General features: G+C 61.1%; 21 protein-coding genes. 12 read left to right on the forward strand and 9 right to left on the reverse strand.

The window, feature by feature from the left end:
* Nucleotides 1–343: 343 nt before the first annotated feature.
* The gene (locus HMPREF2129_RS07730) at nucleotides 344–982 is read right to left on the reverse strand and encodes a DUF6474 family protein (RefSeq protein ID WP_034665093.1); all 639 of its coding nucleotides are present in this window, start codon (nucleotides 980–982) and stop codon (nucleotides 344–346) included.
* A gap of 92 nt (nucleotides 983–1,074) precedes the next feature.
* On the opposite strand from HMPREF2129_RS07730, the gene HMPREF2129_RS07735 reads away from it, so the two are divergent.
* Entirely contained in the window at nucleotides 1,075–2,586 is a 1,512-nt protein-coding gene (locus tag HMPREF2129_RS07735) for a TM0106 family RecB-like putative nuclease (RefSeq protein WP_052093006.1), read from the forward strand.
* On the opposite strand, the gene HMPREF2129_RS07740 is transcribed toward HMPREF2129_RS07735, so the two are convergent.
* Complete coding sequence (locus HMPREF2129_RS07740; protein WP_034665095.1) at nucleotides 2,575–3,783, reverse strand: MFS transporter; 1,209 nt, start codon at nucleotides 3,781–3,783, stop codon at nucleotides 2,575–2,577. The genes HMPREF2129_RS07735 and HMPREF2129_RS07740 overlap by 12 nt on opposite strands.
* 232 nt (nucleotides 3,784–4,015) lie before the next feature.
* Nucleotides 4,016–4,618, reverse strand: coding sequence for a superoxide dismutase (locus tag HMPREF2129_RS07745; protein ID WP_034665098.1), 603 nt, complete (start codon nucleotides 4,616–4,618; stop codon nucleotides 4,016–4,018).
* Nucleotides 4,619–4,761: 143 nt separating this feature from the next.
* Between HMPREF2129_RS07745 and msrA the strand changes: the two genes are divergently transcribed.
* Nucleotides 4,762–5,412 (forward strand): peptide-methionine (S)-S-oxide reductase MsrA, encoded by a 651-nt coding sequence (msrA, locus tag HMPREF2129_RS07750; protein ID WP_034665152.1) that lies wholly within the window; start codon nucleotides 4,762–4,764, stop codon nucleotides 5,410–5,412.
* Here the strand turns inward: msrA and HMPREF2129_RS07755 are convergent.
* On the reverse strand, nucleotides 5,409–7,289 hold the full coding sequence (locus tag HMPREF2129_RS07755; RefSeq protein WP_232218124.1) for an alpha/beta-hydrolase family protein: 1,881 nt from the start codon (nucleotides 7,287–7,289) through the stop codon (nucleotides 5,409–5,411). The genes msrA and HMPREF2129_RS07755 overlap by 4 nt on opposite strands.
* A gap of 122 nt (nucleotides 7,290–7,411) precedes the next feature.
* On the opposite strand from HMPREF2129_RS07755, the gene HMPREF2129_RS07760 reads away from it, so the two are divergent.
* The 3 genes from HMPREF2129_RS07760 to HMPREF2129_RS07770 are packed head-to-tail and all read left to right on the forward strand — an operon-like array spanning nucleotide 7,412 to nucleotide 10,580.
* Complete coding sequence (locus tag HMPREF2129_RS07760; protein WP_052093008.1) at nucleotides 7,412–8,176, forward strand: glycerophosphodiester phosphodiesterase family protein; 765 nt, start codon at nucleotides 7,412–7,414, stop codon at nucleotides 8,174–8,176.
* Between the two features lie 37 nt (nucleotides 8,177–8,213).
* Nucleotides 8,214–9,125 (forward strand): DUF5926 family protein, encoded by a 912-nt coding sequence (locus HMPREF2129_RS07765; protein ID WP_034665159.1) that lies wholly within the window; start codon nucleotides 8,214–8,216, stop codon nucleotides 9,123–9,125.
* 9 nt (nucleotides 9,126–9,134) lie between these two features.
* Nucleotides 9,135–10,580, forward strand: a complete 1,446-nt coding sequence (locus tag HMPREF2129_RS07770; protein WP_052093010.1) for an amino acid permease — start codon at nucleotides 9,135–9,137, stop codon at nucleotides 10,578–10,580.
* Here the strand turns inward: HMPREF2129_RS07770 and HMPREF2129_RS07775 are convergent, their stop codons facing one another.
* On the reverse strand, nucleotides 10,581–11,828 hold the full coding sequence (locus HMPREF2129_RS07775) for an LCP family protein (protein WP_084576686.1): 1,248 nt from the start codon (nucleotides 11,826–11,828) through the stop codon (nucleotides 10,581–10,583).
* A 42-nt stretch (nucleotides 11,829–11,870) separates the two neighbouring features.
* Nucleotides 11,871–12,563, reverse strand: a complete 693-nt coding sequence (locus HMPREF2129_RS07780) for a CPBP family intramembrane glutamic endopeptidase (RefSeq protein ID WP_034665100.1) — start codon at nucleotides 12,561–12,563, stop codon at nucleotides 11,871–11,873.
* A gap of 25 nt (nucleotides 12,564–12,588) precedes the next feature.
* On the opposite strand from HMPREF2129_RS07780, the gene pheA reads away from it, so the two are divergent.
* Both pheA and HMPREF2129_RS07790 read left to right on the forward strand, forming a co-directional pair.
* Nucleotides 12,589–13,533 (forward strand): prephenate dehydratase, encoded by a 945-nt coding sequence (gene pheA / locus HMPREF2129_RS07785; protein WP_034665102.1) that lies wholly within the window; start codon nucleotides 12,589–12,591, stop codon nucleotides 13,531–13,533.
* A 2-nt stretch (nucleotides 13,534–13,535) separates the two neighbouring features.
* Nucleotides 13,536–14,204 (forward strand): histidine phosphatase family protein, encoded by a 669-nt coding sequence (locus HMPREF2129_RS07790; protein WP_034665105.1) that lies wholly within the window; start codon nucleotides 13,536–13,538, stop codon nucleotides 14,202–14,204.
* On the opposite strand, the gene HMPREF2129_RS07795 is transcribed toward HMPREF2129_RS07790, so the two are convergent.
* Nucleotides 14,201–14,548, reverse strand: coding sequence for a metallopeptidase family protein (locus HMPREF2129_RS07795; protein ID WP_034665107.1), 348 nt, complete (start codon nucleotides 14,546–14,548; stop codon nucleotides 14,201–14,203). The genes HMPREF2129_RS07790 and HMPREF2129_RS07795 overlap by 4 nt on opposite strands.
* A 3-nt stretch (nucleotides 14,549–14,551) precedes the next feature.
* Nucleotides 14,552–15,610: a septum formation family protein gene (locus tag HMPREF2129_RS07800; RefSeq protein WP_232218125.1), complete on the reverse strand. Its 1,059-nt coding sequence runs from the start codon at nucleotides 15,608–15,610 to the stop codon at nucleotides 14,552–14,554.
* Nucleotides 15,611–15,666: 56 nt separating this feature from the next.
* Between HMPREF2129_RS07800 and serS the strand changes: the two genes are divergently transcribed.
* From serS to glpK, 5 genes are read left to right on the forward strand one after another with little or no spacing between them, the layout of a single operon-like run.
* Complete coding sequence (serS, locus tag HMPREF2129_RS07805) at nucleotides 15,667–16,923, forward strand: serine--tRNA ligase (protein WP_034665109.1); 1,257 nt, start codon at nucleotides 15,667–15,669, stop codon at nucleotides 16,921–16,923.
* Nucleotides 16,924–16,946: 23 nt separating this feature from the next.
* A complete protein-coding gene (locus HMPREF2129_RS07810; RefSeq protein WP_052093012.1) occupies nucleotides 16,947–17,810 on the forward strand; it encodes a lysophospholipid acyltransferase family protein in 864 nt (287 codons plus the stop codon).
* A gap of 3 nt (nucleotides 17,811–17,813) precedes the next feature.
* Nucleotides 17,814–18,665 (forward strand): lysophospholipid acyltransferase family protein, encoded by an 852-nt coding sequence (locus HMPREF2129_RS07815; protein ID WP_034665112.1) that lies wholly within the window; start codon nucleotides 17,814–17,816, stop codon nucleotides 18,663–18,665.
* Between the two features lie 11 nt (nucleotides 18,666–18,676).
* A complete protein-coding gene (locus HMPREF2129_RS07820) occupies nucleotides 18,677–19,510 on the forward strand; it encodes an HAD family hydrolase (RefSeq protein WP_034665115.1) in 834 nt (277 codons plus the stop codon).
* A 15-nt stretch (nucleotides 19,511–19,525) separates the two neighbouring features.
* Nucleotides 19,526–21,046: a glycerol kinase GlpK gene (glpK, locus tag HMPREF2129_RS07825; protein WP_034665118.1), complete on the forward strand. Its 1,521-nt coding sequence runs from the start codon at nucleotides 19,526–19,528 to the stop codon at nucleotides 21,044–21,046.
* Nucleotides 21,047–21,057: 11 nt separating this feature from the next.
* Here glpK and HMPREF2129_RS07830 read toward each other — a convergent pair whose 3' ends face one another.
* The gene (locus HMPREF2129_RS07830) at nucleotides 21,058–23,130 is read right to left on the reverse strand and encodes an N-acetylmuramoyl-L-alanine amidase (RefSeq protein ID WP_034665121.1); all 2,073 of its coding nucleotides are present in this window, start codon (nucleotides 23,128–23,130) and stop codon (nucleotides 21,058–21,060) included.
* Nucleotides 23,131–23,198: the final 68 nt, after the last annotated feature.

Genomic DNA, 23,198 nt, shown 5'->3' on the forward strand with positions numbered 1-23,198 from the left:
GACTGACCGGGGCAAGGTGGCTGCAACGCGATGACTGCAACGAGGTCATTGCGGTGCGGTGACCGGGACGCGGTGCCCGGAGCGCGGGCACTCAGGCAGCAGCAGCGACAACATCGCAGCCATAAGACACAACAATGGGCGGGCTGAGTGCTTTGCTGAAGCGGATAAGGCTCGCGACGGATAAATCCAGGAAATAGTCTTTATTATTTACGCAGACATGCACGCTATTTACTTGGGATTGAGCAAGCGGAGTTTGATCCTAATCGCTCAAGCACTGGGTGACTTCCTTGCGAGCGGGGTAATTCTGAGCCAAAAATGCTGCTACCAGTCGTTGTAGTCAGTTTTACCTACCGGCGAGTTTGGACTGAATTTCCGCCGTTAGCTTGTTGATATCCCGGTCAATGGTGTCTTGGGCGACGCGACGCTGCGGGTCATTCATACGCTCGGAGTTCTGCACGGCGGCTGTCAATCCATCTAGGCGTGCCAAGACGTCGCTACGGAATTTTTCGCTCAGTACATCTTCATTGCGCACCTTCTGGCGGATGGCCTGGACGCGTCCCTTGAGTTCTGTGCCTTGGTTGGAGAAGTTTCCGGATGGTGTCGTGGGCAGACCTGCTGCGCGGGAACGCTGATTGGTCTGGTTCTCCTGCCATGCGGTCAGGCCACGGTAGACCAGCGGGATCAGCACGGGGATGAGGATGCGGGAAGCGCCCACGAGCTGTTTGGCTTTTTTCTTGGTCAGGCCGGATTCCTCGATTTTTTTAAGTTCGGTCTTTGCCAGCTGCGCTTCGTGCTTTTGCTTGCGTTTTAGGCCTTTCTTTTCTTCTTTAATTAGGCGCTTTTCTGCACGGTCCAGCAGCTTGGCGGTGTGCTTATCGGCTTTGGCTTCTTCTTTGGCTAGCTGGCGGGCTTTTGCTTCAGCTGCCTTGATTTCTGCTTTGGTTTTGGCGCGGGCTTTGCGGATGGATTCAAATAGTCCCATGGGTGTGCCTCCTGCTCCAGGTGTGTTTGCTTTTGATTCTTCGGTTCAACTTTACCCATGTTGTGCCGTTAGGCTTGGTGGCGGTGGAAAGAATGGATCGTGATGAGACAACGCTTGTGCGGGCGAGCGACCTCGTGGGGTGTAGGTATCGTCTGCGGCAGCGTTTGAGCCATCCTGCTGTCCCGCCGCTTCCGGAAGCATTGGAGCGCCAGCCCCAGGTGGATGCCGGGCGTGCGGCGGTGTTCGGGCTTCTGCCGAGGCGTCGGGCGGTGGGGGATGGGCGCAGAAAATCGTTCTCGGCGGTTCATCTCGACCCAGCCTTGCCTATCGACGAGCGCGAGGCCGCCACGCGCGCCGCCATCAAGGATCGCACGACGTTGATCGTGGATGGGGCGCTGACCGGCAGGATTGATGGTGTGCCGGTGCTCGCCGAGGTGGATATCCTCGTGCGTCAGGATGATGGCACGTATATGCCGGTGGTTGTGTCGAATCATCGCGTTGCGCGCCCTGCCTCCACGCACACGGCGAGTTTCGTGCCTACGCGTCGCCTCGGCTTGGGCACCCCGATCGAGACTCATGCGAAACTACGCCACCACACGGTCGATGGTTATCGCGTGGCACTCGCGCATGTGCTTCTCGACGTACACTCGGCCGGCACCGCCGCCGCCATCGGCCAAGACCGTGAACGCGCCTACCTGGTTGATCCGTTAAATTACGTGGAGCCGATGCGAACTGCGCTGGCGCAGCCAACCCCGACGCAGCCGTCGCGCCTCAAACAGTGCGCGAGCTGCCGCTACTGGGCGTTGTGTGAACCCGAGCTGAAGGCGATGGATGACATTTCGCTGGTGTTCCCGGGACAGAAGGCGGGGGTGTTGCGGGAGGAGGGGATTGGGACCGTCGAAAAGGCTATCGGTGCTGGTCTGGGTGAGACTAGCCGGATTGCGCGCGCCTGGCGTGAGGGGATCCCGGTGTTGGCGCGCACGGATTTTACGCCACCGGCGGAGTTGCGCGGGGACGTAGAAATCGACGTGGACGTGGAGGCCTATCTTGACCAGGGCGCCTATCTGTGGGGTGCTTTTGATGGGACTACATACCGTGCTTTTGCCACGTGGGAGGACGTCGGCGCTGACAGCGCAGCCGAGGAGACCAACTTCTTCGCCTTCTGGTCGTGGCTGCAAGCCACCCGCACTACCGCCCACGCGGAGGGTAAAACCTTCCGCGCCTACTGCTACGCGGCGGGCGGGGAAAACCACTGGCTCATGGCGTCTGCGCGCCGTTTCGCCTCCATCGATGAGGCCGCGGTCCGCGCCTTCATTGCCTCCGACGAATGGGTTGACGTCTTCGTTTCCGTCCGCCGCCACCTCGTGGGCACGGAAGGCCTAGGGCTGAAAGTCGTGGCACCCGTCGCCGGCTTTGAATGGGAGGATGCGGATATGGATGGAGAGCGGTCCGTGGCGTTACGCCGCGAAGCTCGCTTTGGCAGTATCAGCGCCCGCGATACCCTCCTTCGGTATAACGAGGATGACTGTCGCGCTACCGCCGCCGTACGCCACTTCCTCAGCGCCGGCGCGCCGGGGATTCCGCGGCTTCACTCACTGGGCTGAGCGGATGTGGGGTGAGCGCTTCACGGTGACAGCCAGCCACACGGCGATAGCTGCCAGCACTGCCGACACACCGGCAATCGCTGCGATGAAGCCGCGCCAGCCGGTGTGCTGGAATAACAGGCCCGTGGCAGCGCCCAAGGCGGAGGAGCCGACGTAGTAGAAGAACACGTACGCACTCGACGCTTCCGCGCGGTCCCGCGTGGCTACCTGCCCCACCCAGCCAGAAGCCACCGAGTGTAGGGCGAAGAAACTCGCGGTGAATAACAACAAGCCGACCAGCGTCAACCACAGATTGCCGCTCATCAGGGTGGTTGCACCGAGGAACATAAGGGCAGAGGCAATCACCAAAACTCGCCCGCGCCCGACCCGCTGCACATAATTGCCGGCCCTGGCGGAGGACCACGTACCGGAGAGGTACATGAGGTAGACGAGGCCGGCGAGGGCCGTCGGCAAGCCAAAGTGCTCTACCGCGCGGAACCCAAACATGTTGTACACGGAGACAAACATGCCCATGCCCAAGAACGCGGTGGCATAGAGCCCCACGAGGTGGCGGTTGGTCAGGTGGCGCAGCATCGCAGTGACTTCATTGCGGGGGTTGAGTCTTTTCGGCGTGAAACGCTGCTGCACCGGGAGTAAAGCCCACATGATGAGCGTGAAGGTCAGGGCCGTTGCAGCACCCGCGAACATTGCCCACCGCCACGTAGTGACTTCCATGGCGAAGGAGGGGATGAGGCGCCCCAGCAGACCGCCGATGGAATTGCCAGCGACGTAGAGCCCCATCGCGCGAGCAGCATCGCGAGAATCAATCTCCTCCGCGATCCACGTCATGGCCACCGCCGGGGTGCCCGCGATGAGACAACCCTGGATGAAGCGCATGATGATGAGCTGGTTAGCTGACTGCGCCAAGGGGAGCGCCAGACCAACCGTGGTGGCTAGCAACGCGGAGACGATGAGAACCCTGCCACGCCCAAAACGCTCGGAGAGGATCGATGCCGGGATGACACACAGAGCCAGGCCGCCCGTTGCCGCGGAGACAGTCCACGCGGCTTGCCCCTCCGTCATTCCCAGTTCGGAGGTGAACACCGGCAGTAGTGCCTGGGTTGCGTACAGGGCATTAAAAATGGCGAGACCTGCGAAAAGCAGGGCAAATGAAGCGCGACGGTACTCCGGGGTACCTTTCCGGATCCCCTCCCGCATAGACACCTCACAAAATATTTCTCAAAAGGTCTTGTGTTCTTAGGGCAGCCTTACCTATACTTGCTATCGAGATCGGGTGAACCGAATCTCGTTGCGAAAATCAGGTTGCGTTTTCCCGGATTCCTCCAGCGCCGGGAAAACGTGAAGGGACCGCCACATTCTGGGTAGTGGCGGTCCCTTTTCATATCGCTACAAGGGGGCGACGGAGGGCCGTCGAAAAAGCTATAGAAGCTTAAGCAGAAGCCTTAGCAAAACGCTCTGCAACATCATCCCAGTTGACAACGTTCCAGAATGCCTTGGCATAATCAGCCTTCACATTCTTGTACTGCAGGTAGTAAGCGTGCTCCCACATGTCCAGCATGAGAACCGGAGTGAAGTCAACGGAGATGTTGCCCTGCTGATCGGTCAGTTGCTGGATGACTAGGCGGCCAGCGATCTTGTCGTAGCCAAGCACTGCCCAACCAGAACCCTGGAGGGACAGAGCGACACCCTCGAAGTGCTTCTGGAAGGCCTCGAAGGAGCCGAAGTCACGGTTAATAGCCTCGGCGAGCTCACCTTCCGGTGTGCCGCCACCGTTCGGGGACATGTTCTTCCAGAACACGGAGTGGTTGGTGTGGCCGCCCAGGTTGAACGCGAGGTTCTTGGACAGTGCACGCAGCTTGTCCGGGTTGGCGTCACCGTTACGCTCTGCCTCCAGCGCCTCCAGTGCAGCGTTGGCGCCAGCCACGTAGGTGGCGTGGTGCTTGCTGTGGTGCAGCTCCATAATCTCGGCAGAGATGTGCGGCTCCAAAGCGTCGTAAACGTACGGAAGTTCAGGAAGTTCGTAAACAGCCATTGGTAAACCTTTCCTCTGGGTTTGCTCTTACTCGGCCCATGATAGGCAAAAACCCAAGATCGGGTTGGCGTGCCCGGCCACGAGCTAGAACCCCGGGGCGAAGAGCCCTCGACATCGAGCCAAGATCAAGGACAATGGACTCCATGGTTTTCTTCTTTGGACGCACCCCGCAGCTCGTGGACCCTGATGAGGCTCTGCCCGGCCGGACGGAACCGGTGCTGGCTAGCCCCCGCCCGCACGCAGTGTTGGGCACACCGATTACTGGCCCGTGGCGTGAAGGGCAAAAACGTCTGCTAGTGGGCATTGGGTGCTTCTGGGGTGCGGAGAAAATCTACTGGCAGACCCCGGGGGTGGAGTCCACATCCGTGGGCTATGGCGGTGGTGTCACCCCGAACCCGACGTACCGGGAGGTGTGCTCCGGAGCCACAAACCATGTTGAACTAGTGGAGGTTGTGTACGACCCGGAGCAGGTCAGTCTGAAAGAACTGGCCAAGATAGCGCTGGAGGCACATGACCCAACCCAGGGCTTCCGCCAAGGCAATGATGTGGGGACGCAGTACCGGTCCGCGTTTTATACCACCGGACCTGATGCGGACAAGGAGGCGGAACTCATCCGCGGGTGGGTCGCGGAGTACGGCAAAGCGCTGAAAGATGCTGGGTATGGGGCCATCACCACGGAGGTGGCCAGCGGTGTGGATTACTACCTAGCGGAAGAAGAGCACCAGCAGTACCTACATAAAGTTCCCAATGGGTACTGCCCGCATCACTCCACCGGGGTGGCCTGCGGGATCTAATCCGCGCCGAAGGTTTCTTTCGCGGACTCCTTGGCTGCGCCAGCGGCGGTGGCACGCAGGCGGGTGGAGTCGTGCCTGATCCAGTCATGGATCCGGTCGATCACGTCTTCGGAAAAACAGGTGTCCAGCACGGCATTCCAATAGGCCACTGTTTCACGGTGGTACTGGTGGCCGTGGCCGCCGGGTGGGTTGAGGGAGATCAACTGGTCCACGCCCACTTGCCAGCCGGTGATGAAAGGCATCCACCGCATGGATTGCAGTACGTCAACATGCTGGGCGGCAGGAGCCTTGATACCACGGGAACCAGGCTCATGCAGCCAATCAGGTTGGCTGACAAAGAGGCGCCAGTCCCACCACACGACAGGGTCGGAGGCGTGTTGGGCAAAAACGGTGCGGGGGAATTCCCACTCCTGCTCGTAGGCGGAGCCATCGAAGGTGTGGTGCAGGTGGTCCGGATGTGCGGTGAAGCGGACGTGGCGTCCGCCGTCTACAACGGGGAGACGCTGGGGGCTGCCTAGGTCGCGCCGGCGTGTGAGCTCGGCAATATTGCGGGCGAATCCGGGCGCGCCGGTGAAAACTCCGCCGTCGGTGCTGGTGATGAGCTCATCTGGGGTGGAGAACGAATCGGTCACGCCGTAAGCGCCGAGGGATTCCCCACCAATATAAAGGAGCGGGCGTTTGTCTTCCGGCATGGCAGCCAAGCGTTCTTGGACGGCTTTGAGCAGAGTTTGTGCACTGCGGACAGGTACTTCACGGTCTGAGGCATAGGAGTAGGCCGAGGGCATGAAAGAGTACTGCATGGCCACGATGGCGCAGTCGCCCTGGCTGAGGAACTCGAAGCTGGACGTGTGGAAGTCACTGATCCAGCCGGTGCCGGCGGCACTCATCACGGCGATACGCTTGCGGGACCACGCATTGGTGCGGTCCATCTCCCGCAGAGCCATCTCGGCTTGGTGCTCGGGCGTGCGGTCCCGCAACCCAATGAACACACGGATCGGCTGTTTAACCTGGGAGGACGGAACATCAAGCACGGTGGCAATATCGTGTGAGCGTGGCCCGCCCGCCACCACGGCGCGCCCTTGTCGGCCTAGGTACTTCCACTTCTCCAGGGAAGCGGGGGAGCCGGACCGTTCCTTCTCCCGGGGCTTAGCCGCGCCGGGCAGGAACTCACGGTCAAGGGCATCCGCCTTGCGGTACGCAGTGTTGAGGATCTGGCGGATGACCACCTTGTCTGTCAGCACGGCCCCCAGCGCACTCATGCCTGCCACGGCCAACGGCCAGGACACCACTGGTGGCATCCAGCGGCGCAGCTGGCGGTTGAAGCGCTCCGTGGACATCTGGATACCTTCACCGACTAGCAGCAAAGCGCCATAACCCAGTGAACCAAGGGCGATGCCCGCCAAGGTTTGCAAAGGGCCCCGCTGGTGGGGGTCTTCGACGAGGCGTTCGTGCTCAGAACGTCGTAAAGCAGCTGCGAGATACGTGCCCACCGTGACGGTGCCCATGGCTAGCTGAACAAACGACGCGCTCTTCTCGCGGAAACGGCGCAGCCCGGATAACCCAGCCGCATCGCTGATACTGGTCACCAGATTGGCGGCACCCACGCCCACCGTGTGACCAGCTGCCTGGCAAATAGCCACGTTCGCCGTGGTCACCCACCACGGGTGCGGCAAAAGCGACGGCGAAATAGCGCCCCACGCAGCAACTTCCGCGCCCAAAATGCCCGCCGTGAAGTTCTCCGGTAAACGCCGCAAACCGGACATCCGCACCATCGGAGTCAAGTCCGCGAACAGTTCCATGGCATACAACGGTGCGCGCACGGCACGCTTGCGGTGAGGGCGCAACCGTTTAAGGGCATTCCGCGGAGATGTGAACATATGGTCCATTGTGGCAAATGAAGAAGACATGCGGTGAGCAGAAGGTGAACAACGCGTGATAGTTCGGTGATTTACCCGGTGTGCGGTCGCCTTATCCGGGAGTCGGGCCTACCCTGGCAGACATGATGTTGAAGCCGGACCCGCACATCATCGCCCACCGTGGAATGTCCGGGTTGTACCCAGAATCCACACTGCGTTCCTTTGAGGAAGCATTGAAACTTGATGGGGTGCACGGCATTGAATGCGACGTGCGGCTCACGCGCGATGGCCGCCTGGTGGTCCACCACGACCCCTTTATCAACCGGACCTCCGACGGGGCGGGGCGCATTGCCAAGATGGATTTTGAGCACATCCGCGCATTCAACTTTGGCACCAAGGAAGACCCGCAGCAGATTCTGCTTCTGGACGAATTGCTGGACCTCCTCGAGGACTACCCGGACAAGCACATCTATATTGAAACGAAACACCCCACCCGCTACGGCCCTGAAGTGGACGAACAGACTGTGCGCACCCTGTGGTACCGCGGTATGAAGGAGGACCCGCGCGTCCACCTCATTTCCTTCTCCCACACCGCGATGCGGTACTTCAAGCAGGTTGTGCCTGATTTGGAAACGTTCTACCTGTTCCGCCTGCGGGAGATGAAGTGGAACAAGAACAACACCATGTTCTCCCGCCCTTACGGCGTGGGCCCGGCGTTGGCGCACCTCCGATCCAAGCAGGAACTGTTGGGCTACCGCGGGTTGAAAACATACACGTGGACCGTCAACCTGCCCAAGGACATGTTGTGGTGCCGCGAAAAAGGCGTGGATGCCTTTGCCACGGACCTGCCCCACTTGGCAGTGGACGTGTTCCGCGAGCACCCCATTACGCCAGTGTCTGCAGGGTAGCTCCAGCTCATTAAACTAGCGCACTAAGCTAGTGGGCATGGCCAAAAAGAACCGTAAGAAGGAAGATCTGCCTGAGGGCATGAGCCGCCGTCAAGCAAAGTTGGCGGCACGCGCAGCTGAACGCGCAGCGTTGCAGAAGGATCCGCGCCCGTACTCCGGTCTTGCCGCTGAGGCGGACCTTGTTGCTTTGCAGGAGTTCGTGCCGTCCGCCACCGCAAAGATTGAGGTCAACGGCACCCCGGTCACGTTGGCTACGGTGCTGCCTGGCGCCGGTGCCGCGTTGGTTCGCCCAGAGGAGGACGGCGGGGAGCGCATGGTGGCGCTCCAGGTCCAGTCCCACTCCATCAATCCGGGCCGCGACCTCGCGTACGCCCTCAACTGGGTTGTGAACGCGCAGCCAGGTGACACGCTCGGCTCCACCGTTGCGGATGGTTCGCAGCCAGAGCTCTCCACGCTTTTCGACGCTGCCCAGACCCTCACCGTCACCACCCACGACGACTTCAACTGGTGGTTCACTGACTCAGCCGCCGTGAACCCTCAGATCCAGCAGGCACTGGCCCGCGCCAACGATGCGATCATTCCGTCGGTGCAGGTTGCCTCGGAACTGCCGGGCGCGATCTGGTGGGTAAACCCGGGTGGTGGCAAGGCCCACATTCGGTGGGTCCGCCAGGAAGATGATGAGCGCCTGCTCCTCAACGCCCTAGCCCGCATCGCTGCTCGCGGTGAGCTCAACCTCGGTGAAGGCACCAAGTTCGCCGGCACCTTCCGCACCCATGGCCTCGTCGTCCCCGTCTTCGACCTGGACCCGACGGTGGAACCCGCCTCCTACGCCGATGCGCTGAGCACGCTCAACGCTGCCATCGAAAAGGAATACAGCAAAGACGCCCAGCTGAACGCGGATGAGCGCAAACAGCTGGAAAACATCAAATCCCGCCAGGTCACCATTTAGAAACCGCTCATGTCCACTGCATTTTCCCCCGATTCTGCTGCTTCTGCTGCTTCCGCGCAGGCGCTGAAGCACCGCCCGAAAGGGCTGAACACGCGCCACCTCAACTTCATCGCCTTGGGCTCCGCCATCGGCACCGGTCTTTTCTACGGTTCGGCAGGCGCCATCCAGGCTGCTGGTCCCTCCGTGCTGCTGGTGTATCTGCTTGGTGGCGCGGTGGTGTACTTCATGCTGCGCGCCCTCGGTGAGATGGCGGTGCGCCATCCTGTCACCGGTTCTTTTGCGGAGTACACCCGTGCGCACATGGGCGGTGCCGCCGGCTACCTCACCGGCTGGATGTTCGCTTTTGAGATGGTCATTGTGGCCCTGGCGGACCTCACCGCTATTGGTATCTACATGGGCTTTTGGTTCCCCGACGTGTCCCGGTGGGTGTGGATTGTCGCCGCGCTCCTCATTGTCGGTGCCGCCAACATAGCCAGTGCTAAAGCCTTTGGTGAGTTGGAGTTTTGGTTCACGGTGATCAAGGTCGGCGCGGTTGTTGCCATGATCATTGCCGGTGCTGCCGTTTTGGCGTTCGGCCTGTCTAGTGCTGAAACCACCGGTCCCGCCAACCTGGTCAATGATGGCGGTTTCTTTCCCAACGGTATTGAGGGCATGATCGCGTCCTTCATCCTCGTCCTCTTCGCTTTCGGTGGTACTGAGATCATCGGTGTTGCCGGTACGGAGGCCAAGGACCCGAAGGAGGCAATCCCGCGCTCGATCAACACGGTGCCGGTGCGCATCCTGCTTTTCTACGTGCTGTCCATCCTGATCATCCTGATGATCAACCCGTGGCGTTCCATCACCGGCGACCAGTCTCCCTTCGTGCAGATCTTCTCTGCCCTGGGTGTGAATTGGGCTGCTGGCCTGCTTAACTTCGTGGTCATCACCGCCGCTCTGTCCGCCATCAACGCGGACCTCTTCGGCGCTGGTCGCGTGCTCACCGGCCTGGCCAAGCAGCACTTCGCCCCGAAGATCATGGCTAAGACGGTGCGCGATGTCCCGGTGATGACCACGGTGATCCTCATTGCCGTCATGGTCATCGGTGTTGTGGCCAACACTCTCATTCCGGACCGTATCTTTGAGATCGTGGCATCCTTGGCCACCTTTGCCACCATCTTCGTGTGGTTGATGATCCTCCTGGCGCACCTGGCCTCACGCCGTCACATGACCCCGGAGGACGTCGCCGCCCTACCGTACAAGACGCCGTTCTTCCCGTACGGCCAGTACTTCGCGGTGGCGTTCATCCTGTTCACCTTCGGCATCATGCTGTGGTTGCCGGACTTCCGTGTTGCGTTTTTCGTCGGTGTCGCGTTCAGCATCATCACCGTCGCGATGTTTTACATCACGGGCCGTCATAAGCTTCCCGGCGTCAATGATCATGTGCCCGGAGCCACGCCTATCGACGACCCCAGGTAACTACCGCATTCCCCCAAACAGCTGCCCGGCGGCGGCGTCATCCCACACGGCGACGTTGCCGACCTCGGTGTCAGCGAAGTGGGAAATGGGCACCGTTTCCGTATTAATCCCACCGCGCATAGCCAGGGCGAGCCGCGCCAGGTGCCACACGTGATCATTCTTGCCCACGGTGAACAGGTTGCTCCCCTTCAACGCCAATGGCACCACCCGGAACGGGTTGAACAGCACCTTCGGTGACACAACCGTGTGCATCAACGCGCCGAGGAATTCCCGCTGACGAGCCACCCGGTCAAGATCACCCATCGCCGTGGCACGGGTACGCACATACCCCAGCGCTGTCGGCCCATCCATCACTTGGCAGCCCGCCTGAATATCCAGGTTGGCCAGCGGATCCTGGATTGGTTCTGGTGGGCACAGCTCAACACCACCCACCACATCTGTTAGGCCGGCCAAACCGCCCATGCCCACTTCCGCATAACGGTCCACCCGCAAACCCGTGGCATTCTCCACCGTCTGACTGAGCAGTTTCGGCCCCCCAAAGGCAAAGGCCGCATTGATCTTGTCATAGCCGTAACCAGGGACTTCCACATAGGAGTCTCGTGGGATCGACAGCAACGTTGCCTTCCCCGTCGGTGGGATGTGGAACAGCATGATGGCGTCGGTGCGTCCTGTACCAATATCGCCACCCGTCCCTAGCCGCGCCACGTCTTCTTCTGACAAGCCCTGGCGGGAATCCGAACCCACGATCAACCAGTTCGTCCCCGCTGTATTAGCAATCCGCGCATCCGGCAACGCATCCACCCGCGTCAGCCGCGCATCCGCCACCAACGTGACAACAACTGCGCCCACCAGCACGATTGAGAGCACCCAGCCCAGGAGGTTGAGCGGGTTGCGCCGCCGCCGTGGCTTAGGCATCGGCCGCGGTGCGGGCCGTCCCACGGGCCTCGGCGCTGGCCGCCCACCCGGCCGCCCACCTGGTCGCGCACCGGGTCGCTGAACTGGCCTCGCGGCCTGCCGCGGAGGCAGTGGAGTCCGCCTCGGCTGGTAGGCACCCTCACCAGGCATATGCTGGCGGGGCCTGGGTGGGAGGCGCCTTTCCGGCCTATCCGCTCGCGGCGGTTGCGCCGAGCGCTGGGAGGAGCGTCGGCGGATGGGGCGACCGTACCTATCCAGGACGGGTTCCCCATCTTTGCCCAGCAGAAATTCCCCCGGGTGATCCCGGGGGTCGTTGGAATGCGGGTTGGACATGGGGGACATTCTAAACGGTCCAATCCACAAATCCCTGGTGCGTTACAACCCGAGCCATGACAAGTCGAGGTACAGGTACCCCACGTAAGCCACCACGTCGATGAGGAAGTGCGCCAGAATGAGTGGCCACACCTTCCCAGTGCGGGTGAAGAACCACGCGAACACGACGCCCATCACAAAGTTCCCCAAGCCGGCCGAAAAGCCCTGGTAGAGGTGGTAAGAACCCCGCAGTATCGCCGATCCAGCCACAGCGCCCCACACCGGCACATTCAACTGTCTCAGCCGAGTGACTAGCCACAGCACCACCACGATTTCCTCACTGAAGGCATTCACCGCAGACCACAAGAGCAAAAGTGGCACGCGCGAGGCATCCGTCGCCGGCACCACCTCCGTCGAGAACCCCAGGTGGTACGCCCCCACGTACAGGGCCAAACCCGGAATACCGATGAGCGCCGCCAGCCCCGCACTCCATGCGAGATCCCGCCACGTAGGCCGCTCCACAGGCCGTTCCAGTAGGTAGAGCGCCAACGCGCCCCACGCCAGCAACGTCACCGCGGAGGCGAGCTGGAGGGAGATGTCGAGCCAGGGGAGGGCCGAGACGGCGTCGTTAAGCACAACCTTGTGTTGGTTGAGTGGGGACCGGGCGGCGTCGATAAGCCTTAAAAGGGCCTTGACCCCCGCCATACCGAACGTGACGCACAGAACAATGGCCACCTCGGCAACAAGTCGCTTCATGCGTGCAACTGTAGGCTGGGTAGCTATGACTGCAACCGTCGCGTATCTAGGGCCCGCGGGCACGTTCACGGAGGAGGCGCTGTGGCGGCTCGTGGATGGGCTCGGCGAGATCACGCCGCTGCCCGTCGATTCCCCCTCTGAGGCCCTCAATGCTGTGCGCGAAGGCCGCGCGGATTGGGCTGTCGTCGCGATTGAGAATTCCGTCGATGGCGCCGTGACCAGCACATCTGACGCATTCCTCGAAGCGCCCGGCGTGCAGGTGTACGGGGAGGTGGAGCTGCCTATCAGCTTCGCCATCATGACACAGCCAGGTTTTTCGCTTGCCGACGCCCAGCGGTTCTCCACCCACCCCGTCGCCCAACGCCAAGTCCGCCATTGGCTTGCGGCGAATTTGCCGGCGGTGGAATACCTCGCAGCGACCTCCAACGCCGCTGCCGCCCAAGCGGTGGCGGAAGGGAAAGCCGATGTCGCCGCCGCGCCGCTGCGTTCCGCCGACCTGTTTGGGCTGGAGGTCCACGCCACCGGCATCGCGGACCTGGCCATCGCCCGCACCCGCTTTGTGCTGGCAGGACCCACCGGGGTGCCCACCCCGCGCACTGGGGATGACCGCACCTCTGTCGTCTTCCAGCTCCCTAACGAAGCCGGCACTTTGGTAGGCGCCCTGCACGAGTTCGCCTACCGCGGTGTGGATCTCACACGCATTGAATCCCGCCCGACTCGGGAGGAAGCCAACACCTACAACTTCTACGTCGACTTGGTCGGCCACATCGACGACATCCCACTCGCAGAAGCGCTGCGCTCCCTCTGGCTCCGTGCCACCCGGGTGACGTTCCTTGGGTCGTGGCCGCGCTACCGCGACTCGGATTCTGGGGTTGTTCCGTCGACGATGATGGACCCCGCCCGCCTGGCCCAAGCCGAAGATTGGGTTCGGGCTGCCCGCACTGGAGATCTAGGAGAGTTAGGAGACTAGTCATGCTGATTCTTTTACGCCACGGCCAAACCACCTCCAACGTCGACCGCAAACTGGATACTCTTCTCCCCGGTGCACCCCTGACTCCCCTCGGCGAGGAGCAGGCTTTGGCTGCGGGCCGAGCGATTTCAGCTGACTACCAGGTAGGGAGGGTCTTTTCCTCCGAAGCGTTACGCGCCCGGCAAACCGCCGCTATCGCCTTTTCTTCCCTGGTCGGCGACATCCCTGCCCTGCCCGGCCTCCACGAAATCCAGGCTGGACGGTGGGAAATGCACAACTCGTCCGCAGCCCACGAGGCCTACCTCACCGCCTTCCGCGGCTTCTACCGCCGGGACCTCGCCGCCACCGTCGAAGACGGCGACTCCCTGGAGACCTTCCTCACCCGTTACCGCGCTGGGGTGCTGGCCGCGCTTGACCCTGCCTTGTATTCTGCCGGTTCTGCGGGTGCATCGGGTTCTAGCCGCGGTAGCACCGTGATCGTTTCGCACGGCGGCGCCATCAGGGCGTTTACTGCCAATGCCTGCCAGGTTGACCCCCAGTTTGCCGAACAGTCCTACCTCCCCAACTGCGAATACGTCGTCCTAGACCCAGGTGAGGACCCCGCCGGCACTTTTGGGGATTGGCAGGTCGTGCGCTGGGGCAAGTATGACCTCGCCGGGTTGCGCGGCTAACCCCACCCCAACTCATGCAACTCATTTTCCTCTAGCCCGAAGTAGTGCCCAACTTCGTGGAAGACGGTGACTTTGACCTCGTGGCGGAGTTCCTCAATATCTGAGCAGATGGCTTCGAGCGCGTCTTTGTAAATGAACACGGCATCCGGCAGGTAGCCGGTGTGGTTGGCATGTTGTTCGGTGAGGGGGACTCCCTGGAAAAGCCCGAGCAGGGTGGGGTTGTCCTCGTTGTAGGGCCGGGCCAGGATGACCATGTTGGTCATGGAACGGGCGAAGGATTCAGGAATGAGGTCGAGGGCATCGTTGATGAGGGACTCGAACTCTTCGTCGCTGATGGGGTCCATGGTTTAAGGCGCATTGTAAGGCTGGGGTGCAACGGGGGCGGGGCCAGCAGCTCTACCCTGCTCAGAGCGCAGCGGTCGACGCTCTGGCGGCGGGGCAGGAACGGAGCCATCGACGGTGAGCGCCTCACGGCCGTCCTTGGCGGAGCCGGTGAGGGAGGCGAAGCGATCGTCTTTAGCAAACATGAGGCCGCAGTTGACGGTTCGGCTGCCACCATCCCAAGCTCGGGTGGTGGAGGTGCCCCAGTAGATCTGCAGGGTGGTTTGGTAGAGGTTTTCTTCGCCGCCGACGTATTCTTCGGCAGTTTTGGCGCAAACGTCGCCGAGGTACTTATTTTGTTCGTCGACAGAGGGGGTGTGGTCGGCGAAGACGGGGGCGAGGTCGACTTTGCCGGTGATTTCGATGTGGTGTCGGTCGGAGCATTTGACGACGTTGAGGTTGTTGGCCTGGTCCGTGATCAGGCAGGTTCCGGTTTCGGCGACGCGGGCTTGGTCGCGTTCGGCAGCTTTGCCGGTGGTAAGGATAGGTACGCCCTCGGTGTCGGTTTCTTGGAGGCCACACAGCATGGTGCGGTCACCGTCTTCCCATGCGTCGGTGGGCGGCAGGATGGGGGCGATGGAGTAGCGGCCGGAGGGGTCGTAGCGTCCGCCGAGGTAGCGGATGGATGCGGTTTGGCAGAGCTCTTCGCGGAGCTGGGCCTGACGGGTTTGGTTTGGTGGTGGGGCGCCGGGGCCGAATTCGGCGGTGGGGTAGGTGTTGAGGTCTTCGCGGGAGGAGACTTCGAAGCGGTGTTCTTTGTTGCAGTCGGTTTCTTCGAAGTCGCTGATGGTGCCTTTGTCGTCCATGTCCCAGGTCAGGCAGGTGCCTTCTTTGGCGGCGGTGAAGGGGATGACGCCGTTGGCATCGGGTTCCGGGGTGCCGCCGGTGCTGGCGCCTGATTGTTTGTCGGAAGCCAGGGTTAGTCCGGTTGTTCCGGCGTATGTGCCCATGCACAGTGCGCCGGCGAGTCCGGCGATGAGCAGGGTGCGCAGTCCTGTGCGGGAAAGCGAAGTGCCGTTATTCATATACACCATCATGCCTGCAGCTCGTGGGCCCAGTCCAACGGGTAGGGTTGGGGCTTGTGATTGATCTGAAGTTTCTGCGTGAAAATCCGGATGTTGTTCGTGCCTCTCAGCTGGCTCGTGGTGAGGATCCGGCGTTGGTGGATGCGCTGTTGAAGGCTGATGAGGAGCGGCGCGCGGCCATCGCTAAGGCGGATGAGTTGCGGGGGGAGCAGAAGGCGTTTGGCAAGAGGATTGGTCAGGCTGCTCCGGAGGATCGTCCGGCGTTGCTGGAGGGTTCGAATGAGTTGAAGGCGAAGGTGAAGGAGGCGGAGGCTGCGCAGTCGGGGGCGGAGGAACGTGTGACGCAGTTGCAGTATTCGATCTCCAATGTCATCGCGGGAGCGCCCGCGGGGGGTGAGGAGGACTTCGTTGTTCTTGAGCACGTGGGGGAGGTGCCAGAGTTTGATTTCGAGGTTAAGGATCACTTGGATCTGGGTGAAGAGCTGGGGCTTATCGACGTCAAACGGGGCACCAAAGTCGGTGGCGCCCGCTTCTACTACTTGGTGGGTGACGGTGCGTGGCTGCAGCTGGGCATGTTGATGCTGGCGGCACAGAAGGCGCGTGAGGCTGGTTTTAAGGTGATGGTCCCGCCGGTGCTTGTGCGTCCGGAGATTATGCAGGGCACAGGCTTTCTGGATGCGCATGATGAGGAGATTTATTATCTCGAGCGCGATGAGCTGTACCTGGTGGGTACGTCGGAAGTGGCGTTGGCGGGTTACCACAAGGACGAGATCATTGATTTAAGCGAGGGGCCGTTGTTGTATGCGGGGTGGTCGAGCTGCTTCCGTAGAGAAGCGGGCTCGTACGGCAAGGACACGAAGGGTATTTTGCGTGTCCACCAGTTCGACAAACTGGAGATGTTTGTTTACTGCAAGCCTGAAGATGCAGAGGAGATGCACCAGAAACTGCTGGGGCTTGAGCGTGAGATGCTTGCCGCGGTGGAGGTTCCGTACCGCATTATTGATGTCGCGGCGGGAGATCTCGGGTCATCAGCTGCCCGCAAGTTTGATACGGAGGCGTGGGTGCCCTCGCAGGGCACGTACCGTGAGCTGACGTCGACGTCGAATTGCACGACGTTCCAGGGTCGCCGCCTAGCTACTCGTTACCGTGATGAGGAGGGCAAGACGCAGACCGCTGCCACCCTCAACGGCACTCTGGCAACAACACGTTGGCTGGTGGCCATTTTGGAGAATAACCAGCGGGCTGATGGCTCGGTGGTGGTGCCTGAGGCACTGCGCCCGTGGGTTGGAAAAGATATCCTTTCCAAGAACTAACTGTCTGTGAAAGGGGTCCCAACATGACTGGGGACAAGGAGCCGAAGCGGTGGATTGGCCCACTGTTTGAGGTGCCGGCAGATTTTGTGGAGCCGGCACCGCACCCGGTGGAGTCGAAGGAGCGTTTCTACCAGGCCATCATTGGTGGTTTTAAGCGCATCATGCAGGCCCAGGGTCTGCGGTTTTATGTCCACGGTGCGGAGAATCTCCCGGTGCGGGACGGCGCGCTGTTGGTGATCAATCACACGGGCTACTACGACTTCATTATTGCCGGAATTGGGGCGCATCTGCGGGGCAAGCGCCTGGTGCGGTTTATGGCGAAGAAAGAGGTCTTTGACACCAAGGTGGTGGGCTCGCTCATGCGGGGGATGAAGCATGTGCCGGTGGATCGGGCGGCGGGAGCGGACTCGATCGTTGAGGCAGCGAAGTGGCTCAGCAGTGGTGGCCTGGTGGGGATCTTCCCGGAGTCCACGATCTCGCGTTCTTTCGAATTGGCAGAGTTCAAAACGGGTGCGGCCCGCATTGCGGATGAGGCTGGTGTGCCCATGATCCCCACGGTGATTTGGGGTTCGCAACGCATTTGGACCAAGGGGATCCCTAAAAACCTGGGCCGTTCCCACATCCCGATTGTGCTCAGCTATGGGGAGCCTGTGTACACCACCGGTGATGCGGAGGAGGACACGCGCCGGGTGAAGGCAGCGATGCAGGAGCTGCTGGAATTCAACCGCGAAGAGTATGCCCGCCGGTTCGGGCCCTTTGAGCCTGGCCAGAAGTGGATGCCCGCATCACTCGGCGGTGGCGCTCCAACTCTGGAGGAAGCCACGGTGATCCAGGAGAAGGAACGCGCAGCGAAACTCGCCAAGAAGCAGGCGAAGAAGCAGGGGTAAAACATGACGAGTTACCGCGTTGAAAAGGGCGTTTTCTACATCCCTGAAGATGTCCCTGCACTGCCGGAGCAGCCAGGCTGGAAAAATGAACGCTGGTACCGGGCGGTGCTCAACACGGTGGTGCCTATCCTGCGGCTTCAGGGTCTGAAGTTTTACGTCAACGGCCTGGAGAACATGCCTGCGGAGGGGCCAGTTCTGGTTGCTGGGAACCACATTGGGTACTACGACTTTGTCACCGGTGCGTTGCCGGGTTTGCTGCGTGGGCGCCGGCCGACGCGCTATATGGCCAAGAAAGAGCTGTTTGATCATTGGCTGGTGGGGCCAGCTGCGCGGGGTACGGGGCAGATTGAGGTGGACCGGTCGATGGGTGCGGGTAGCGTCGATAAGGCTATTGAGCGGCTGACTGACAGCGATCAGGTTGTGGGAATTTTCCCGGAAGGCACCCTGGCGCGTTCCTTTGAGCTGGAGGAGTTCAAAACGGGTGCGGCGCGTATTGCGAAGGCCTCGGGTGCCACGTTAATCCCATCTGTTTCGTGGGGCACGCAGCGGATTTGGGCGAAACGCGGGAAAATTGAGATGGGTCGGACAAAGTATCCGATCATCACGAATATCGGGCCCGCGGTGTCCACGGAGGGGTCGCACGAAGAAATTACGGTCCGGCTGAAAGAAGCGATGCAGGTGCTTCTCGAAGGCGCCCGGGAAGAATACAACGACCGCTTCGGCCCCTTCCCGAAGGGCTTAGACTGGATGGCAGCGTCGATGGGGGGATCGGCGCCCACGGTAGAGGAGGCAAAAGTGCTTGACCAGCGAGCCAAGGCCAAGCGGAAGAGCCGGAAGAAGCAGAAGAAAGGGTAGGTCGATTCCCCGTGTCAACCCCTCAGCCGCCGAAGCTGATTGTGAGCGATATTGATGGCACGTTGCTGGATAGCAATGGACGCGTGAGTTCGCGTCTGCGCGACACGATTACGCGGGCGGCGCGCATGGGTACGAAGATCGCGCTGGCCACGGGGCGGCCACACCGGTGGTTGACGCCGGTGCTGGATCAGTTGCCGTTTACCCCGGACTGCATCTGCGCTAACGGCGCGGTGGTGTATGACCCGTCACGGGATGAGGTGCTGGTGCGCCATGAGTTGGACACGGAGGCGTTGGGGCGCATCGCGGAGATCGCGCGTGAGGCTTTGGCAGGCTATGGCACCTACGGTTTCGGCGTGGAGCGCGTGGGCAGTTCCGCCTTTGACCCGGAGGAAGAATGCTTCCTCATTACCCCTGGTTACAGCCCTGATTTGTGGGATATCGGCTATGGGGTGGTGGACGTTGCGGAGCTGACATCGGTGCCCGCCGCGAAGATTCTCGTGCGCCACCCGGAGATGAGTTCGCAGGAGCTTTTCGACGTATTGGCGCCGCTCATCGACCCCGAAGATGCTCACGTGACCTACTCCATGAACGAGGGGCTGCTGGAGTTCAGTGCACCGGGGGTGAATAAGGCGACGGGTGTGTCGATCGTCGCTACGCAACATGGCATTGAGCGTGAACGGGTCCTCGCTTTTGGTGATATGCCGAATGACATGGAGATGTTGGCGTGGGCTGGCATGGGTGTGGCCATGGCGAATGCGGAGCCACTCGTGCAGGATGCGGCTGATGTGGTGACCACGTCGAATGATGATTTTGGTGTAGCGCGTGTCCTTGAGAGTTGGTTCTAGGGTTAAATAACCCCCATGCCATACATCGCCGCGATTGACCAGGGAACAACGTCCACCCGGTGCTACATCACCACTCCCGACGGCGAGGTGGTGGGCACCGCCCAGTTTGAGCACAAACAAATCATGCCGCGCGAAGGATGGGTGGAACACAATCCCCGTGAGATCTGGCGCAACACGCGCCGGGCACTCTCGGAGGCCTTGGTTGCCGCGGATCTCGATGTGGAGGACCTGGCTGCTGTTGGGCTGACCAACCAGCGTGAAACAGCGGTGATCTGGGATAAGGAGACCGGAAAGCCGATCTATAACGCCATTGTGTGGCAGGACACCCGCACGGAAGACGTGGCCCCGGACGGGGATAAGACGCGGTATCTGAAAAAGACAGGGTTGTTGGCTAATTCTTATCCGGCGGGCCCGAAGTGGGCGTGGATCCTGGACAACGTGGAGGGCGCGCGCGAACGCGCGGAAAAGGGCGAGCTGTTGGCCGGCACGATTGATACGTGGCTGATCTGGAACCTCACGGGTGGGGCGCGGGAATCTCGCAGGTCCGTGTTCGCAGGCATGTTCGGGTTTGCCAAGGGTCACGCACAGCATGTCACGGATGTGACCAACGCATCGCGCACGCTGCTCATGGATTTGGAGACGCTGAAGTGGGACGAGGAACTTTGCGCGGAAATCGGGGTGCCGCGGCAGATCTTGCCGGAGATCAAACCCAGCTTTGGCAACTTTGGGTCGATTCGCCGGCAGAAGAGCTCACGCGATGTGCCCATCACAGGTGTGCTCGGCGACCAGCAGGCGGCACTGTTCGGGCAGGGCTGTTTGGATAAAGGCACGGCGAAGATGACCTATGGCACGGGCTTGTTCATGCTTCTCAATACCGGCGACAAGCCGCATTTCTCCGAACACGGTTTGCTCACCACTGTTGCATACCAGAAGGCGGGTAAACCACCGGTATATGCGCTAGAGGGCTCCGTGGCTGTGGGTGGTTCGCTCATCCAGTGGCTGCGGGATCAACTGGGCATCATCAGCAACGCGGCTGAATCAGAGAAGGTGGCCAGTCAGGTGGAGGATTCCGCTGGCGTAGTTATCGTGCCGGCCTTCTCCGGACTGTTCGCGCCACGCTGGCGGCCGGATGCCCGTGGTGTGATCACAGGCATCACGCGCTACACCGACCGGCGCCACATCGTGCGGGCTGCCTTAGATGCCACCTGCCTGCAGACGTTGGAGGTGGTGCGGGCAATGGAAGCGGATGCGCAGATAAGCATTGATGCTTTGCGTGTGGACGGCGGCATGACCGCGAACAGCCTACTCATGCAAATGCAGGCCGATGTGTTGGAATCCACCGTCGTAAGGCCTGACAACATGGAAACTACCGTGATGGGTGCGGCGAGTGCCGCCGGGATCGGGGCAGGGCTTGTGGATGAGCCGCTGAGCCTTGGGCAGGAAAAGACCTGGGAAAACACAATGGCCGGCCCCGACCGGGACCGGCTCATTGCACGGTGGGAGGAAGCCGTGGCTCGCTCCCTTGATCTGGCTTGATGTAGCTTGATCTATTTAACGTCGATATCCAGGTTGCCCGTGGTCACTCGGTAGGTGATGGAACCGCGAGCGAAGTCAACGCGGATATCGCCGTTGTTGGCGGCGGTGTCAGACTTCACCGGCTTACCCAGCGGACCCAGGTCCAGGCCCTGCTTGATCCACGCATCGGCGATCTGCTCAGGCAAGATCACCTGGTTGCCATCGGCGCTGAGCAGGGCAATTCCCTTTTCGAAGATGCCGTACTCGTCGCCACCGACACCTTGAAGCACACCGTCGAGCTTGCCGAGCATCGGCTCAAACTGACTCCACTTCTGCTTCGCCTCCGGGCTGCCCACGGCGTTAATGAACTGGCCGACGTACGGGCGGATGCTGGCCAGCGTCATGCCCGGGATAATTTCCAGGTTTGCCACATTGCTCACCTGCTTAGGCAGCATGTCGTTGCCGGCAGCAAAAAGCAGGAGCGCGCCACCAACGGTGCCTGCCGCGGTGGCAATAGCAGCCGGGTCACCATTCAGAATGCCCTCAAAGGAGACGTTGCTAGAGGTGTTGGCCAGGTTGTTGATGGTCGTGGTTGTGCCATTATTATTCGGAACAGTACCGGTCTTTGGTGGTGTTTGCTGCGATGGAGTGGGCGCAGTTTGCTGTGGGTTTGACGTTGGCGGAGTGTAAGCCTGGTTGGAGCGCACCGCGTTGGCCTTGTTCTTGGCCACATTACGGATGTACCCCATCTGGCCGTACAAGTTATCGCCCGGGCAGCTGTTGTAGTGGAAGTCGCGGTGAGCATTCACAACATTGAAGTTCGCGCCCTGGCCCCGGTTGTACCTGGTGCCACGGAAGTTTGCGTCGGAGGTCAGCCAGACCTTGCCGGTCGGATCAAGGCCTGCGGTGCCAGCCTTCCAACCGATCATTTCACCCATCGCGTTCAGGGACTCTTGGGTGGGCTGCGCGCTCATGTAGTTACCCAGCATCGAAATGCCCCAGGTGTGGGCGTTGAAGCCACCAACGTGTGCGCCCTGCGGGTTGCGGTCCAGCCCGCCAGCGCGGCCTTCGTAGATGTTGCCGTACTTATCTACGAGGGCGTTGTACCCAATATCACCCCACCCGAGGTTGTTGGCGTGGTAAGCCCAAATTCCGCGGACGATGCCCGGTGCCTGCGCAGCGGTGTAGTTATTGGAACCGGCGGTGTGGTGAATAGTGATCGCCTTGGTCGGCTCCGAGTAGTACGGGGTACGGCTCTTGCCTGCGCCCCAGGAGGAGCGGGACACTACGCGCGGCATGCCGTTGGTGTTGTACTGCGCCGGGGCGATTGCGCCATCGGCTGTGCCTTCACCACCTTCAATGAACACAGCGTCAAGGTCAGCAGCGGTGGTCACTGGGGCGTTGTCGGCGTTGCCTTCGGCCGGTTCATCTGCCAGCTCTTCAACGTCTGCAACCGGGGCGATCTCGCCATAGTCGGTAGGCAGTGCGCGGTCTCCCAGCACGGACGGACCTGTGCCGGAGGGGAATCCAGACAGGTCAACAGGGGAGGAGTCAGGCAGGTCGCTGTCCGCAGTGCCCACCGGCGATTCAGACGGCGTATCAGCCGGTGCATCCTCTGCTGGAGCATCGTGTGCGACGAGGTCAACGTTTGCTGTGGAGACCTGAACCCTCTTGGTCTTCTCCACGTAGATCGGCTCGGTGCCGTTGGCAACGCCGTCAGGGCCGACTTCGGCGTCCATCTCGTACCACTCGGACCAGGTGCCGTCTGGGCGCTCGGCGCGGACGAAAGCGGCAATGTCACGGTCGCCTTCCCAGGTCAGGCCGAAAACGGAGAATTCCTCATCGCGGACGAACTCTTTCACCGTGCGGGCTTCATCGCCTTCGCCTTGGGTGGCCACGGCTGGATCATCAACGATGATGGATTTCGCGTCAGCCAGGGATGCTGTGGAAGAGGAAACCTGAATGTTGGCGGAGCCGACGTCCTGGGTCTTGAGGATCTCGTTGCCGCCGAAGACGCTCGCCGCGATGACGGCGAGGGTGCTGGCAACAGCGATGACCGGGGTCTTCTTCCTGGTGGAAGGGTTGAGGTGGCGTCGTTGTTTCACGTTCTACGCTCCTGAGTTAATAGTTACAGCTGTGACTAATCTAGACGAATAGCAACTATAGATCACTT

The sequence above is a fragment of the Corynebacterium tuscaniense DNF00037 genome (assembly GCF_000759055.1).
In the GTDB taxonomy this organism is placed as follows: Bacteria; Actinomycetota; Actinomycetes; order Mycobacteriales; family Mycobacteriaceae; genus Corynebacterium; species Corynebacterium tuscaniense.

Excerpts from the sequence above, each read along its gene's own strand:
- HMPREF2129_RS07760 (WP_052093008.1), top strand. The coding sequence starts at position 7,412 with ATGATGTTGAAGCCGGACCCGCACATCATCGCCCACCGTGGAATGTCC.
- HMPREF2129_RS07770 (WP_052093010.1), top strand. The coding sequence starts at position 9,135 with ATGTCCACTGCATTTTCCCCCGATTCTGCTGCTTCTGCTGCTTCCGCG.
- HMPREF2129_RS07735 (WP_052093006.1), top strand. The coding sequence starts at position 1,075 with ATGGATCGTGATGAGACAACGCTTGTGCGGGCGAGCGACCTCGTGGGG.
- HMPREF2129_RS07780 (WP_034665100.1), bottom strand. The coding sequence starts at position 12,563 with ATGAAGCGACTTGTTGCCGAGGTGGCCATTGTTCTGTGCGTCACGTTC.
- pheA (WP_034665102.1), top strand. The coding sequence starts at position 12,589 with ATGACTGCAACCGTCGCGTATCTAGGGCCCGCGGGCACGTTCACGGAG.
- HMPREF2129_RS07815 (WP_034665112.1), top strand. The coding sequence starts at position 17,814 with ATGACGAGTTACCGCGTTGAAAAGGGCGTTTTCTACATCCCTGAAGAT.
- HMPREF2129_RS07740 (WP_034665095.1), bottom strand. The coding sequence starts at position 3,783 with ATGCGGGAGGGGATCCGGAAAGGTACCCCGGAGTACCGTCGCGCTTCA.
- HMPREF2129_RS07745 (WP_034665098.1), bottom strand. The coding sequence starts at position 4,618 with ATGGCTGTTTACGAACTTCCTGAACTTCCGTACGTTTACGACGCTTTG.
- msrA (WP_034665152.1), top strand. The coding sequence starts at position 4,762 with ATGGTTTTCTTCTTTGGACGCACCCCGCAGCTCGTGGACCCTGATGAG.
- HMPREF2129_RS07810 (WP_052093012.1), top strand. The coding sequence starts at position 16,947 with ATGACTGGGGACAAGGAGCCGAAGCGGTGGATTGGCCCACTGTTTGAG.
- HMPREF2129_RS07765 (WP_034665159.1), top strand. The coding sequence starts at position 8,214 with ATGGCCAAAAAGAACCGTAAGAAGGAAGATCTGCCTGAGGGCATGAGC.
- HMPREF2129_RS07790 (WP_034665105.1), top strand. The coding sequence starts at position 13,536 with ATGCTGATTCTTTTACGCCACGGCCAAACCACCTCCAACGTCGACCGC.
- HMPREF2129_RS07730 (WP_034665093.1), bottom strand. The coding sequence starts at position 982 with ATGGGACTATTTGAATCCATCCGCAAAGCCCGCGCCAAAACCAAAGCA.
- glpK (WP_034665118.1), top strand. The coding sequence starts at position 19,526 with ATGCCATACATCGCCGCGATTGACCAGGGAACAACGTCCACCCGGTGC.
- HMPREF2129_RS07795 (WP_034665107.1), bottom strand. The coding sequence starts at position 14,548 with ATGGACCCCATCAGCGACGAAGAGTTCGAGTCCCTCATCAACGATGCC.
- HMPREF2129_RS07755 (WP_232218124.1), bottom strand. The coding sequence starts at position 7,289 with ATGTTCACATCTCCGCGGAATGCCCTTAAACGGTTGCGCCCTCACCGC.
- HMPREF2129_RS07775 (WP_084576686.1), bottom strand. The coding sequence starts at position 11,828 with ATGTCCAACCCGCATTCCAACGACCCCCGGGATCACCCGGGGGAATTT.
- HMPREF2129_RS07800 (WP_232218125.1), bottom strand. The coding sequence starts at position 15,610 with ATGAATAACGGCACTTCGCTTTCCCGCACAGGACTGCGCACCCTGCTC.